The sequence below is a fragment of the Pseudomonas sp. S8 genome, assembly GCF_050473925.1.
Taxonomy (GTDB): domain Bacteria; phylum Pseudomonadota; class Gammaproteobacteria; order Pseudomonadales; family Pseudomonadaceae; genus Aquipseudomonas; species Aquipseudomonas parakoreensis.
The window spans coordinates 741,569-756,212 of the sequence record NZ_JBFDVZ010000016.1 but is presented as its reverse complement, the minus strand read 5'-3'; the positions used below and the strand labels follow the sequence as shown (position 1 = coordinate 756,212).

Here is a 14,644-nt window from a genome sequence, read left to right as displayed (position 1 = left end):
GGTTGGATCCGCCCCTTGGCATTTACTAAAGACGCTTAATGTCAAATTTACCTGTAACTGTCTTTCCATCAGGCAAAACAAAATCGATGTCACCTGAAACGCCGGATCGATTTTCGCCTGTCCGTGAGAACGTCACATTTGCCAGTCCTTGTTTAATAACGTGAGACACGTTTGAGATCCTAACGCTCCAAACCAGCTCACCTTCGTACCATCTCACCTGGTGAGGGCCGTCCTTTATCAAGTCCTGTGGAACGCAGAAGGCAACGACGTTGTGGTTGTAATCATCAGCCCCAATAATGAAATAGTCCTTATCTGCCGTATGAAAAAGCAAGTTTGTCTTCGCGACCATGAACTCTCTTCCATCAACATTTGCACTAAACGTTCCTTTATATTGATGGTGATTTTTATTAATCAGGTCGAAAATTTGCTTTTCTGATTTATTTGAATTTTGCATGTCGATGCGCTCCGATCCGTTTGAAGGCGGTTGCCTGCGCTTGAAAAGCTATGCCTCAATTATCTTGGGCGCTACTGTCATAACTGTCAGGTTATTAGCTGAAATCGAAATAAGAAGTTTAAAAAAGACAATTAACTGCGGTATCAAAGCAGTTTGCGACAATGTATGAGCCGGCTATTGACTGGGCGCGGTCGAGGTCACGGATTTCAGTGTGATCACCGAGTTGCCGGGGCAGGAAAATCCGCTGGATGCGCTGTCGGAGGACAACACCGCACAATCAAGCTGATGCCCGTGCAGGAGCTGCCGCAGGCTGCGATCTTTTGATTTTGTTTTTCAAGATCAAAAGATCGCAGCCTGCGGCAGCTCCTACAGGGGGCGAAGGGCTATCAGAACGTCGTGCGCAACCCGACCTGAATGCTGCGCCCTTCTGCCGGTGCAATATCACGCAGGATCGAACTGGCGTAACGCACGGTCTGGTTGGTCAGGTTCTCGGCGTTGACGAAGGCCAGCCATTTGCTCTGGCCGACATCAAAGTGATAACCCACATTGGCGCCCAGCGTGGTGTAGCCGTCGGTGCTGCTTTCGTTGTCTGGCACACGGTGCTGCGAGCTGGCGTGTTCGATATCGATCCGCGCCTGCCAGCGATCCAGTTCCCACAGCAAACCACTGTTCAAGCGCAGCGGCGCGATGCGCGGCAGGTCCTGGCCGGTGTCGAGATTCTTGGCGCGGGTGTAATCGCCGGACAGCTCCAAAGCAAATTTGCCGTAGGCATTTTCTCCAAGCGTCCAGCGATCCTGCGCCTCGATGCCGCTGAAACGTGCACGCACGCCCGAGTAGGTGTATTCGGGAATCCCGCCAGCATCTTCTTCGCCTTCGTCATTCAGTGTACGGCCCGTGCCGAGCAAGCCGATGTAGTTGGAGAAGTGACTGTAAAACACACCGACACTGCCCTTGTGCGTGCCGTTGTCGAAGCGCAGTGCGAGGTCGCTGGACACGGCTTTTTCTTTCGACAGTCCGGCATCGCCAACTTCATAGGTGCCGGTCGCGACGTGAGCGCCGTTGGCGTACAACTCATAGAACGTCGGCGCGCGTTCGGTGTAGCCCAATGTCGCGGCGACCGACCAGATCGGCGTCAGCGTGTACACCGCGCCGGACGACAGGCTGCCGGCGGTGAAACTGCTGGAGCGGTCAGCATTGGCAAAGCGCTCATTGCCTTTGGCGTCCGGGTCGACGCTGGTGTGTTCGAGGCGTCCGCCGAGGGTGAACAGCAGGCGCTCAGTGGCTTGCAACTCCTCCAGAATGAACAGTGCGCCAGCGTCGGTATCGGTGTGCGGCACAAAGGCTTCTTCGCCCAGTGCCGAGAATTCGTTGCGGCTGACCTGGGCGCCGATCACCCCGTTGAACGGGCCCAGCGGCTGATGCCGAGCCTCGACCCGAGCTTCGTAACCCTTGTTCTTGAAGGTGGTGCCGACTTCACCGCCCTCGATTTCGCGGTGCTGGTAATCGGTGTAGCCGGCATCAAGTTTGATCGAGCTGAACGGCCCGTCGAGATTGCGCATTTCCGAGGCGAACGCGTAGTGCTCCTGCTGCATGCGAATGCGCACGTCGTCTTCGGCGGGCGAGCCATAGTTTGAATCGTAATGGCTGTAGGAAAGCCCGGCGTAACCGTCATCCCAAGTGTAGGAACTGCCGACGGCGCCGCCATCCTGACGACCGTCGCTGTTGGCGAGCCGATGCCTGCGCGAGTCGCCGTCGTCGTTGGCGCGTGCCGTGCCGGTCTTCGCGTAGCCGGGAATTTTCAGGTCATTGAATTCACGGGCGCTGGCGTCCAGGTGCAAAGCGAACTGACCGTTGCCGGCCTCCAGTTTCCCCGCGCTGCTGCGGGTGGTGTCGGCCCCGCCATAACGCAACTCGCCGGCCCCGTGAATGCCTTCGATGGCTTCGGTGGGGATGCGGTTATCGAAGGTGTTGACCACCCCGCCGATCGCGCTGCCGCCGTACAGCAACGCCGCCGGGCCACGCACGATTTCAATGCGCTCGACGTTGACCGGGTCCAGCGGCACCGCGTGATCGTAGGACAGCGACGAGGCGTCCAGCGCGCCGACGCCGTTACGCAGGATGCGAATGCGGTCACCGTCCTGCCCGCGAATGATCGGTCGACTCGCGCCCGGGCCGAAGTACGACGAGGACACGCCGGGCTGCTTGTTCAGCGTCTCGCCGAGACTGCCCTTCTGCTGCAACGTGAGGTCGTCGCCGCTGAGGACGGTCGAGGGCGATGCCAGGGTCTGACTGCCCAGCGGGTTGCCGGTGATGACTTGCGGTTGCAGTTCGAGCGGCTCGGCGGCGAACACGGGTGAAGCAACAAGCAGCGCGACGGCCAGAGGAGTCAGGCGTCGTTGAAGGGGTTGGGAACGGGCAGGCATTTCAGAACTTCCATGAGCAGAAAAATGAGATCGCTGCCGGCGTTTGGCGAGTAACGCTGGCAGAAACAGAATGAAATCTTTTTTATGTTATACAATAACATTTCTTTCTGTCATCACGATTCTCGCAATCCGTTTTGCAGCAAGCCCTCAAGCACGGGGATTTCAAGGTCGAATCAGACAATCATCCAACCTGCGCAACAGGCAAAAACGCTGAAAGACTGCGCCTATCAACCTCCAATAGTCGGCCTATTAGCTGGTTGCCCGAGTCGGGTCTAGCCTTACTAGTCCGAAGTCGGCATGAGCCGGCCGCACAAGACCTGATAAGGATCCGAACATGGCAAATGAATCGAAATGCCCGTTCAACCACGCTGCCGGTGGTGGTACGACGAACCGTGACTGGTGGCCGAATCAACTGAACCTGAAGATCCTCAGCCAGCACTCGCCCAAGTCCGATCCGCTGGGCAAGGACTTCAACTACGCTGAAGCCTTCAAGAGCCTGGACTTCCAGGCCCTGAAACAAGACCTGCGCGCGCTGATGACCGACTCGCAGGACTGGTGGCCAGCCGACTTCGGCCACTACGGCCCGCTGTTCATCCGCATGGCCTGGCACAGTGCAGGCACCTATCGCACTGCCGACGGGCGCGGGGGCGCCGGGTCCGGCCAGCAGCGTTTCGCCCCGCTCAACAGCTGGCCGGACAACGTCAGCCTCGACAAGGCCCGGCGCCTGCTGTGGCCGATCAAGCAGAAATACGGTCGCAATATTTCCTGGGCCGACCTGATCGTGCTCACCGGCAACGTCGCACTGGAATCCATGGGCTTCAAGACCTTCGGTTTCTCCGGCGGCCGTCCCGATGTCTGGGAGCCGGATGAAGACGTGTACTGGGGTTCGGAACGCGAATGGCTCGGTGGCGACAGCCGTTACGGCAAAGACAAGTCAGCCATGCAAGAACCCGGGGACGGCACACTGGTGGCCGAACCCGATCTGCATGGCAAAGAGGAAAGCCGCACCGATCAGGGCGAACGCAACCTGGAAAACCCGCTGGCCGCCGTGCAGATGGGCCTGATCTACGTCAACCCGGAAGGCCCGGAAGGCAATCCCGATCCGGTCGCCTCGGGTCGCGATATCCGCGAAACCTTTGGCCGCATGGCCATGAACGACGAAGAAACCGTGGCCCTGATCGCCGGCGGTCACGCCTTCGGCAAGACCCACGGCGCCGGCCCTGCCGACAATGTCGGGCCTGAGCCGGAAGCGGCCGGGCTGGAAGAACAAGGCCTCGGTTGGCGCAACGCATTCGGCACCGGCAAAGGCGCCGACACCATCACCAGCGGCCTCGAAGTCACCTGGACCACCACCCCGACCCAGTGGAGCAACAACTACCTGGAAAACCTGTTCGGTTTCGAGTGGGAACTGTTCAAAAGCCCGGCCGGTGCGCACCAGTGGAAACCGAAAAACGGCGCGGGGGCTGGCACCGTCCCACACGCGCACGATCCAAGCAAAAAACTCTCGCCGACCATGCTCACTTCCGACCTGGCGCTGCGTTTCGACCCGATCTACGAGCCGATCGCCCGACGCTTCCTGGCCAACCCGGACCAACTGGCGGACGCCTTCGCCCGCGCCTGGTACAAGCTGATTCACCGTGACATGGGCCCACTGTCGCGCTACCTCGGCCCGGAACTGCCGAACGAGGAACTGCTGTGGCAAGACCCGATTCCTGAGGCTACGCACCCGCTGATCGACAGCAACGATGCCGCCGCGCTGAAAAGCAAAGTGCTGGCGTCCGGGCTGTCGGTGTCGCAACTGGTGTCCACCGCATGGGCCGCCGCATCAACCTTCCGTGGTTCCGACAAGCGTGGCGGCGCCAACGGTGGCCGTCTGCGTCTGGCCCCACAGAAATTCTGGCAGGCCAATCAGCCGGAGCAACTGGACAAGGTGCTGAAAACCCTTGAGGGCATTCAGAACGAGTTCAACGCCGGCTCATCCGGCAAGAAAGTGTCGCTGGCAGATCTGATCGTGCTGGCGGGTAACGCCGGGGTCGAGCAAGCGGCGAAAAACGCCGGGCACTCGGTGTCGGTGCCGTTCAATCCAGGTCGAACCGATGCGACTCAGGAGCAAACCGATGTCGAGTCGTTTGGTTTCCTCGAACCGATTGCCGATGGTTTCCGTAACTACAGCAAAGGCAAATACACCGTTTCCGCCGAAGCATTGTTGATCGACAAGGCGCAACTGCTGACCCTCTCCGCTCCGGAGATGACCGTACTGGTCGGCGGTCTGCGGGTATTGGGGGCCAACGTCGGGCAGAGCCGGCATGGCGTGTTCACCTCGCGCACTGAAACGCTGAGCAACGACTTCTTCACCAACCTGCTAGACATGGGCGTGGAGTGGAAGCCGACCTCACCGGCAGCAGACGAGTTCGAAGGACGCGACCGCAAGACCGGCTGCGTGAAGTGGACGGCGACGCGGGTGGATCTGGTGTTTGGTTCCAACGCGATTTTGCGCGCGCTGGCCGAGGTGTATGCGAGTGCTGACGCGAAGGAGCAGTTTGTGAAGGACTTCGTGGCGGCATGGGCCAAGGTGATGGAGCTGGATCGGTTTGATCTGAAGTAACGCAACAAACTGTAGGAGCTGCGGCACGCTGCGATCTTTTGATCTTGATTTAAAAAACCAGAATCAAAAGATCGCAGCCTCGTTTCACTCGACAGCTCCTACAGGGTTCTGTGTTCGCCTGAAATATTGATCAGGCGAGCGTTACGCCAGGCTTTTGCTGACCACTTCGTACACATCACTCGACAACTGCCCAGAAGCCAGAATCCGCTCCAGCTCAGCCTTCATCAACGCCTGACGGGCGCTGTCGTATTTGCGCCAGCGGGTCAGTGGCGCCAGTTGCCGCGAGGCGATCTGCGGGTTGAAGCCGTTCAATTCGATCACCAGATCCGCGAGGAAGCGGTAGCCCGAACCGTCGGCGGCGTGGAAGTTGATCAGGTTCTGCCCGGCAAACGCACCGACCAGCGCACGCACCTTGTTCGGGTTCTTGATGTTGAACGCCGGGTGCTGCATCAACGCCTTCACCCGTGCCAGACCGCCCGGCAACGTGCTGCCGGCCTGCACGCTGAACCACTGATCCATGACCAGCGGGTTATCCTTGAAGTGCTCGGCGAAAGTTGTCAGCGCTTTGGCCTTTTGTTCTTCGAACGGCGAGTTGACCAGCACCGCCAGCGCAGTCAGGCGCTCGGTCATGTTGTCGCTGTTTTCGAACTGTTCTTGCGTAGCGGCCAACACTTCCGGCTTGCCGCTGAGCATCAGGTACGACAGCGCAATATTCTGCAACGCACGACGGGCGAAGTGCTCGGCTTCGGCCACGTACGGCGTCTGCTTCGACAAATCGCGGTTGGCCTGATAACGCAGCCACAGCGCTTCAAACAGGTTGTCCGCCAGTTGCTTGCGGGCAAACTCGCGGGCGCTGTGAATCGCCTCGACATCTGCCACTTCGCTGATTTCGGTCAGATACGCTTCGCTCGGCAGCGAAAGCATTTCAGCGACCATGGCCTGATCCAGCGACTCATCGGACAGCACGGTTTTCAGCGCCGAGATCAGACGCGGGTCGAGCACCAGGCTTTCGCCCTTCTGCTGCTGCGCGATCAGTTCCTGCAGGACCTGCACCGACAGTTGCTGACCGGCATCCCAGCGGTTGAAGCCATCGCTGTCGTGCTGCATCAGGAACATCAACTGGTCGCGGTTGTACGGGAAGCTCAGTTTGACCGGCGCCGAGAAACCACGCAGCAACGATGGCAGCGGGTGTTCAGCGATGTCGACGAAGGTGAACGTCTGCTCGGCTTCAGTCACCGAGATCACACGGCTGGTACCTTGCGCTGCCGCTTCACCGGCCAGACGCAGGGCAATCTCGTTGCCCTTGCTGTCGAGCAGGCCCAGTTCGACCGGGATCACGAACGGCAGTTTTTCCACTTTATCCGGGGTTTCCGGGCAGCTCTGACGGAAGGTCAGGCTGTAGATTTTCGCCGCAGCGTCGTAGGACTCGCTGACCGCCAGACGCGGTGTGCCGGCCTGGCTGTACCAGCGCTTGAACTGGGTCAGGTCGACACCGTTGGCGTCTTCCATGGCCTTGACGAAATCGTCGCAGGTCACGGCCTGACCGTCGTGGCGTTCGAAGTACAGGTCACTGCCCTTGCGGAAGCCTTCGGCGCCCAGCAGGGTGTGAATCATGCCGACCACTTCCGAGCCCTTTTCGTACACGGTCAGGGTGTAGAAGTTGGAAATCTCGATGAAGCTGTCCGGTCGCACCGCGTGGGCCATGGGACCGGCATCTTCGGCGAACTGGTGGGTACGCAGGTACGCCACGTCCTGAATGCGCTTGACCGTGGCCGAGTTCATGTCCGAGGAGAAACCGGCGTCACGGAACACGGTGAAGCCTTCCTTGAGCGACAGCTGGAACCAGTCGCGGCAGGTCACGCGGTTGCCCGACCAGTTGTGGAAATATTCGTGGGCAACGATCGCCTCGACCCGCTGGTGCGCGGCGTCGGTGGCGGTTTCGGCGCGGGCCAGCACGGCGCTGGAGTTGAAGATGTTGAGACCCTTGTTCTCCATCGCGCCCATGTTGAAGTCGTTGACGGCGACGATCATGAAGATGTCCAGGTCGTACTCGCGACCGTAGACCTCTTCATCCCAGCGCATCGACTTCTTCAGGCTGTTCATCGCGTGCTGGCACTTGTCGATGTTTTCCGGCTCGACGTAGATGCGCAGCGCGACATTACGGTGGGTCATGGTGGTAAAGGTGTCTTCGACACACCACAAATCACCGGCCACCAGCGCGAACAGGTACGCCGGCTTCATGAACGGGTCTTCCCAGGTCGCCCAATGCCGGCCGTCTTCGCCCGGGCCGGAGGCGATCGGGTTGCCGTTGGACAGCAGCACCGGGTAGCTGTGCTGCTCGGCGACCACCGTGGTGGTGAACTTGCTCATCACGTCCGGGCGGTCGAGGTAATAAGTGATCTTGCGGAAGCCTTCGGCCTCGCACTGGGTGCAGAACATCGTGCCGGACTTGTACAGGCCTTCCAGCGCGGTGTTGGTTTCCGGGTGGATTCTGACGCTGGTGTCGACCGTGAAGCTGGCGCTGGCCGGCTGCAGGGTCAGGGTGTTTTCAGTCAGCTGATAATCGCCGGCGCTCAGTTCCTGGTCGGCCAGGGTCACCGACAGCAGTTCCAGCTGCTGGCCGTCGAGTACCAGTGGCGGCAGGCCCGGGCCACGCTCCGGGTTGCGGCGCATCACCAGTTGCGCGTGGACCAGGCTGTGGTCCTCGAACAGCTCGAAGGTCAGGTGCGTCTCGTCGATCAGGTACTCGGGCGCCTGATAGTCCTTCAGGTAAATCATCTTCGGTTGTTCGGTGCGCATGCTGGAATCCTTATTGATGCACGGCGAGTTGATAGGCCGTGTATTTACGAACGTTGATCACGCCGGTGTCGAAAATCAGGTACTGACCCTTGATCCCCAGCAGCGTGCCTTCGGCAATCGGGTTCTTGTCCAGGTTGAAGCTGACGATTTTGGCCGGGTATTGCTCGACCGGATAGCGGATTTCGAGCGGTTCTACATCGGCAATCGTCTGAATTGCCTGTAGGCCGAATCGCTGTTGCAGACCTTGCAAGCCTTCGGCGCAGCTTTCAAACAGCTGATCGCGTACTTGCGCCAGATCCACCGCCGCCGCATCGCCCTTGAGCAAGGCGCGCCAGTTGGTCTTGTCGGCCACCTGACTGCGGAACAGGTCTTCGACGAAGCCCGACTGCTGACGTGTGGCGACGCGCATGATCGGCAGCGCCTGACTCGCGCCCTGATCCAGCCAGCGGGTCGGCAACTGGGTAGCACGAGTGATGCCAACCTTGATCCCCGACGAGTTGGCCAGATAGACCACGTGATCGGTCATGCAGAATTTTTCGCCCCACGCTGGCTCACGGCAGGTGCCGGCCTCGAAGTGGCAGCGCTCCGGGCTCATGATGCAGAGGTCGCACTGCGCCAGTTTGGTCATGCACGGGTAGCAGTAACCCTGACTGAAACTGGTTTTGGTCTTGCGCCCGCAATGGGTGCAATGAATCGCCCCCAGGTACTCCAGACGCACCGTGGTGCCGATCATGGGGTTGACCGGCACCTCGACGTCATCCAGACGAAACGCGTATTGCACATTCGGCCCGTCCAGGCGCGCCGACATTTTACTGATTGCACCGCGGCCAATCTCGATCAATGGATGGCATCCGACTTGAACAGGATGTTCGGCACTTCGATCGACTTCGACGCACACTCCTGCGGGCCCATGTAACCGGTGCGCTGGTCTTCAGGCAGGTTCTGGATTTCCCAGGCGATCATCGCCTGCAGCGACAGCTCGCGCTGTTCGGCGGTGAGTTTGCCGCCGTCGGACCACTTACCGATTTCCACGGCCAGTTTCAGGCTCTCGTAGATGTCCGGGGTGATGTTCTTGATCATGTCGTTAAAAGAGGACATCTGGGTCTCCGTGCTCTTTATTCACTGAAATGTTAGGCGGCCAGTTTACGGCGGTTATACAAACCGCCCAACAAACCGGTGAAGCATCCGATGAGTAACCCGCTGACGTGGGCGGCGTTGGCAATCTGGCCGAACCCGATCATCGAGACCAGCCCGGACATGCAGATCACCAGCCACACCAGCATCATCACCAGCACGCCACGCGGCAGGCGATACGCCGGATTCGGCGCCAGCAACTGGAAAATCCAGCAGTGGCCGAGCAGTCCGTAAAGCACGCCGGACAAGCCGCCGAACAGGCTCGGGCCGCTCCAGGCAAACTGCGCGTAGTTCGACACCAGGCTGAACAACAGGGTCAGACCGAGCAGATTGATGCTGCCCTGACGTGACTCGATGCGCCGACCCAGCTCCCAGTACCACATGCCGTTCATGGCCAGGTGCAGGATGCCGAAATGCAGCAGCATCGGCGTGAACAGGCGCCACCACTGCCCCGCCGCCAGGCTGTCGGCCAGCGGGGTGAACTGGATGTACTCGCCGACCACGCGAAAGTCGAGGAACGTCAGCCAGCGGATCGTTTCGAGGTTGTCGCCCAGATAGGTCAGGCCACCGACCAGCAGGCTCAGCAGCAGGATCAATCCGGTGGCCTTGGCGTGTTTGAGTTGCTCGGCGAAGCTCGGGCGCTTGAAGGTCGGCGCCAGCGGGATGTCCAGTTGCTGATCGGGATCGCCGGCCGGGAAGCGCTCGTACAGCGAACGTACGTCCTCGCTGATTTCCGCCGGGGCCCACAGCACCTGCTCGCCCGCCTCTTCACTGACCCGATGCGGCACCTGCATCCGTTGCAGCAGCTTGACGAAACCACTCAAATCCACCGCCAGTGGCAGACGCAATACCGCTACCGCACTCATTGCAGCACCTCCGGCCGCTCGACATCGACCCAGACAAATTTATGCGGATCCAGGCGTGTTTCCTGATCCAGACGATAGGCCACCAGTTTGCCGTAGAGCACCGCGCTGTAATCGAGACACGCGAGATTCGGGCGGATCGGCGCCGGTTTGCCGCTGCGCCAGTAATGGCCGACGAACAACAACGGCTCGTCGATGCCGTAGCGCAGCAGGTTGTTTTTTTCGCTGGAGGTCAGCGGCTTCTGCGCCACCGGCTCCGGCAGTGCATCCGGCTGGAAGACAATGTCGCCGTAGGTTTTCGGATCGTCTTCCCAGAACTTGGTACGGAAGAACGAACGCACCAGACCGTCGCCGCTGGTCATGGTCAGGCCATCCGGCAGGCGCATGTCGGTGCCGCGCAGCAAGCGGTCGAACACCGTGCAGGCAAAACTGCCGGGCACGGCCGAGGCCTGGAGAAAGTGCTCGTCGATACGCGCATCGGGGAACAGCCCGCGCAACGGTTCGATCAGGCTGGCATCCCAACAGGCGTGCACCACGCGGAATCGTCCGGCATCGACCACCAGCGGCAGTTCGTAGAACCAGTTGAGGAAGTCATGCCAGTCGCCCGGATGGTCTTCGAACTGGGTCAGGGTTTCGTGCAGCAGGCGTGCATGGCGCGGCGTGTGTTCGCGCACGAACTGCTTGCCGCTGCCCGGCAGCGCCGGCGTGCTCCAGCCCAGTGCGTTGAATTCGTGATTGCCCATGATGCACAGCGCCTGCCCGGCATCGACCATGTCGTGGACGATGTGCAGGGCTTCGCGGATCCGCGGACCACGGTCGATGATGTCGCCGACGAACACGGCCATGCGCGATGGATGCCGCCAGACCCCGCCCTGCTTGTGATAACCGAGACGGTCAAGCAAGTGTTCGAGGGTCAGGGCGCATCCGTGCACGTCACCAATCAAGTCATAACTGCGCGCGGGATCGAGCATCAGTCGCCTCCACCACCCAGCTTGCTGCCCCAGCCGAGTTTGGTCCGGCAGACTTCGTAGTAATTGTGGTCGAGCGGATGAATCAGCCGCAGCTTCTGGGCTTTCTTGCTGACGGTGATGGTGTCGCCCGGCGCGCAAGTGAAGTGGTTCTGCCCGTCGCAGGAGACCTGCGGGTAGATCTGCATGTTTTTCGACACGACGATTTTCAGCTCACTGTTGCCATCGACCACAATTGGCCGGCTCGACAACATATGGGGGTACATCGGCACGATCACAATGGCGTCGAGCTTGGGATGCATGATCGGGCCACCCGCCGACAGCGCGTAAGCGGTCGAACCGGTCGGGGTGGCGACGATCAGGCCGTCGGCCTTCTGGCTGCAGACGAACTGGCCGTCGATGTACAGCTCGAACTCGATCATCCGCGTCGATTTGCCCGGGTGCAGCACCACATCGTTCAGCGCATCGCCCTGGCCGATGGCCTCGGCGTGGCGGCGGACTTCGGCTTGCAGCAGGAAACGGTTTTCTACCAGATAGTGGCCGTCGAGCACCTTGGCCACTTCGACTTCCAGCTCATCGGGGCGAATATCCGTCAGAAAACCGAGGCTGCCACGGTTGATCCCCAGCACTGGAATATTGTGCTTGGCCAACGCGCGAGCGGCACCGAGCAGGCTGCCGTCACCGCCAACGACGATGACCATGTCGCAGACTTCGCCGAGCATCTTGCGCGACGAGGTTTGCAGGCCGTGGCCCGGCAGGACTTCGGCGATGGTGTCTTCGAGAATCACGTGCAGGTGACGATCGAGCAGAAAGCGTTTCAGTCGGCGGACGGTATCCAGCACCTGGGAACTGCCCAGGCGACCGATGATGCCGATATTACGAAATTGCTCCATGGGACCTCTGCGGACAATCGAAAACGCGAAAAGCACGATTATGGGCGAAAGCCCGCCATAGACAAAATCCTTTCAGCCTCAAGGGTGCGCGCGTGTTTCAGGCTATGCTCGCAAGATGATCCTGTTTCCCGACCTTCTCCAGTTGCCACATCAATTACGCCATCCGGAAGTGCGGGATCTGGCGTGGGTGATTCTCGCGCCGCCGATGCTCGCGGCGACGCCGTGGCCACAGCGCCATCCGTTGGCCGGCAGCGATTGGGTCAGCGATCCGGCGCGAATGGAGCAGTGGCTGCGGCAACTCGATCGTGACAGTTATGGCTTGCTGCACTGGCTGTCGCAGGCGCGCACGCGGCGGCTGGGCCTGTATTACGAGCGGTTGTGGCAGTTTGCCGTGGAGCATGCGCCGGGCATCGAACTGATTGCCGCCAACCTGCCGATCCGCCGCGAAGGCCACACCCTCGGTGAACTGGACATGCTGCTGCGCGACCGCGACGGCGTGCATCACTTGGAACTGGCGATCAAGCTCTATCTCGGCCCGCAGAATGGCGACGGCCACGACCCGGCGCAGTGGCTGGGGCCGGGTTGCCACGATCGACTGGACCGCAAACTGGCGCATCTGGCCGAACACCAGCTGCCGATCTCGGCGCGCCCGGAAAGCCGTGCGGTACTGGCCACGCTGGATATCGAAGTGTTCAGTGCGCAGTTGTGGCTGGGCGGCTACCTGTTGTACCCGTGGCCCGGTCACGCCGAGCCGCCGAAGGGGGCGCATCCGCAGCATCTGCGCGGCAGTTGGTTGCATCAGAAGGACTGGCCGGCGTTCGTCGCCCAGCGCCCGGCCGGACGCTGGCAACCGCTGCCCCGCCATGCGTGGCTGGCACCGGCCCACTACCCGGCAGATCAGACCTGGAGCACTGAACACCTGCAGAGGTGGCTGGACACCCTGGAACCGATGGCTCCGGCGCAACTGATGGTGCGCCTGACCGAGAATGCCCGGGGTGAATGGGAAGAGGCGGAGCGGTTGTTTCTGGTGGCGGATCTTTGGCCGAATGTGCCGGGCCAGGCCTGAGATTTTGCGGTGTTTGCACCGGCCCCATCGCTGGCAAGCCAGCTCCCACAGGGATCTTCTGTGTGCTCACTTTCTGAGCCGCATCACAAAACCTGTGGGAGCTGGCTTGCCAGCGATGGGATCAACTCGGTCTAAAGGGATAACCGCAACGCCAAAGCCGCCAAGGTAATCAACAATACCGGCACCGTCAGCACAATTCCGACCTTGAAGTAATACCCCCAGCCAATCCGGATATCCTTGCGCGCCAGCACATGCAACCAGAGCAACGTCGCCAGACTGCCGATCGGGGTAATTTTCGGCCCCAGGTCGCTGCCGATCACGTTGGCATAAATCATCGCTTCCTTGACCACACCGCTCGCCTGGCTGGCATCAATTGACAGCAAACCGATGAGCACCGTCGGCAGGTTGTTCATGATTGACGACAACAGCGCTGTCAGTACCCCAGTGCCCAGCGCCGCGCCCCACACGCCATAACCGGCGAACACATCCAGCCAGCCGGCCAAGTAGCCGGTCAGCCCGGCATTGCGCAGGCCATAGACCACCAGGTACATGCCCAGCGAAAAAATCACGATCTGCCACGGCGCTTCTTTGAGCACCTTGCGCGTGGAGATCTTGTGACCACGGGCAGCGATCCCCAGCAGCAATGCAGCGCAGACCGCCGAGATCGCGCTGATCGGGATGCCCAGCTGTTCGAGGAAGAAGCAGCCGATCAACAGGATCACCAGTACCACCCAACCGGCGTAGAACGTGGCCTTGTCGTGGATCGCCGTATGCGGTTGTTCGAGCTGTTCGGGGTCGTAGGCCTTGGGAATGTCGCGGCGGAAGAACCACAGCAGCACGCCCAGGGTCGCGGCCACGCTGACGAAGTTGACCGGTACCATCACCGCCGCATAGCGGTTGAAGCCGATGTGAAAGAAGTCCGCCGAAACAATGTTGACCAGGTTCGACACCACCAGCGGCAGGCTCGCGGTGTCGGCGATGAAACCGGCGCCCATGACGAACGCGAGGGTTGCCGCCGGGGAAAAGCGCAGCGCCAGCAGCATCGAAATCACGATCGGCGTGAGGATCAGTGCCGCGCCATCATTGGCGAACAGCGCCGACACCAGCGCGCCGAGCAGCACCATGTAGGCAAACAGCTTGCGCCCACTGCCCCGCCCCCAGCGCGCCACATGCAGCGCGGCCCAGGCGAAGAATCCCGCTTCGTCGAGCAACAGACTGATGATGATCAGTGCGACGAAGGTGCCGGTGGCGTTCCAGATGATCTGCCACACCAGCGGAATATCGCTCAGGTGCACGACGCCGAAGATCAATGCGAGCACGGCGCCGAGCGTCGCGCTCCAGCCGACGCCGAGGCCTTTGGGTTGCCAGATGACAAGGGTGATGGTCAGCAGGAAGATCAGTGACGCAGCGAGCATTCGCGACAGCCTTAATGAATGAAA

General features: G+C 60.6%; 11 protein-coding genes. 2 read left to right on the top strand and 9 right to left on the bottom strand.

The window, feature by feature from the left end:
• Positions 1-25: 25 nt before the first annotated feature.
• On the bottom strand, positions 26-454 hold the full coding sequence (locus tag AB1J88_RS04860; RefSeq protein ID WP_430290375.1) for a hypothetical protein: 429 nt from the start codon (positions 452-454) through the stop codon (positions 26-28).
• Between the two features lie 386 nt (positions 455-840).
• On the bottom strand, positions 841-2,877 hold the full coding sequence (locus tag AB1J88_RS04855) for a TonB-dependent receptor (RefSeq protein ID WP_430290374.1): 2,037 nt from the start codon (positions 2,875-2,877) through the stop codon (positions 841-843).
• Positions 2,878-3,211: 334 nt separating this feature from the next.
• Between AB1J88_RS04855 and katG the strand changes: the two genes are divergently transcribed.
• The gene (katG, locus tag AB1J88_RS04850; protein ID WP_430290373.1) at positions 3,212-5,482 is read left to right on the top strand and encodes a catalase/peroxidase HPI; all 2,271 of its coding nucleotides are present in this window, start codon (positions 3,212-3,214) and stop codon (positions 5,480-5,482) included.
• 141 nt (positions 5,483-5,623) lie between these two features.
• Here the strand turns inward: katG and pepN are convergent, their stop codons facing one another.
• The 6 genes from pepN to AB1J88_RS04820 are packed head-to-tail and all read right to left on the bottom strand — an operon-like array spanning position 5,624 to position 12,139.
• Positions 5,624-8,281, bottom strand: coding sequence for an aminopeptidase N (gene pepN, locus AB1J88_RS04845; protein ID WP_430290372.1), 2,658 nt, complete (start codon positions 8,279-8,281; stop codon positions 5,624-5,626).
• A gap of 10 nt (positions 8,282-8,291) precedes the next feature.
• Positions 8,292-9,122: a DUF2797 domain-containing protein gene (locus AB1J88_RS04840; protein ID WP_086792766.1), complete on the bottom strand. Its 831-nt coding sequence runs from the start codon at positions 9,120-9,122 to the stop codon at positions 8,292-8,294.
• Complete coding sequence (locus AB1J88_RS04835; RefSeq protein ID WP_003224178.1) at positions 9,119-9,379, bottom strand: YeaC family protein; 261 nt, start codon at positions 9,377-9,379, stop codon at positions 9,119-9,121. Before AB1J88_RS04835 ends, AB1J88_RS04840 begins: the two co-directional genes overlap by 4 nt.
• A 32-nt stretch (positions 9,380-9,411) precedes the next feature.
• Entirely contained in the window at positions 9,412-10,281 is an 870-nt protein-coding gene (locus AB1J88_RS04830; RefSeq protein WP_041067247.1) for a rhomboid family intramembrane serine protease, read from the bottom strand.
• Complete coding sequence (locus AB1J88_RS04825; protein WP_430292660.1) at positions 10,278-11,252, bottom strand: metallophosphoesterase; 975 nt, start codon at positions 11,250-11,252, stop codon at positions 10,278-10,280. Before AB1J88_RS04825 ends, AB1J88_RS04830 begins: the two co-directional genes overlap by 4 nt.
• Positions 11,249-12,139: an NAD(+) kinase gene (locus AB1J88_RS04820; protein ID WP_003224174.1), complete on the bottom strand. Its 891-nt coding sequence runs from the start codon at positions 12,137-12,139 to the stop codon at positions 11,249-11,251. The genes AB1J88_RS04825 and AB1J88_RS04820 overlap by 4 nt, the downstream gene beginning before the upstream one ends.
• A 115-nt stretch (positions 12,140-12,254) precedes the next feature.
• On the opposite strand from AB1J88_RS04820, the gene AB1J88_RS04815 reads away from it, so the two are divergent.
• Positions 12,255-13,205 (top strand): DUF1853 family protein, encoded by a 951-nt coding sequence (locus AB1J88_RS04815; RefSeq protein WP_430290371.1) that lies wholly within the window; start codon positions 12,255-12,257, stop codon positions 13,203-13,205.
• Between the two features lie 131 nt (positions 13,206-13,336).
• Here AB1J88_RS04815 and AB1J88_RS04810 read toward each other — a convergent pair whose 3' ends face one another.
• Positions 13,337-14,620: an arsenic transporter gene (locus AB1J88_RS04810; protein WP_430290370.1), complete on the bottom strand. Its 1,284-nt coding sequence runs from the start codon at positions 14,618-14,620 to the stop codon at positions 13,337-13,339.
• Positions 14,621-14,644 lie beyond the last annotated feature (24 nt).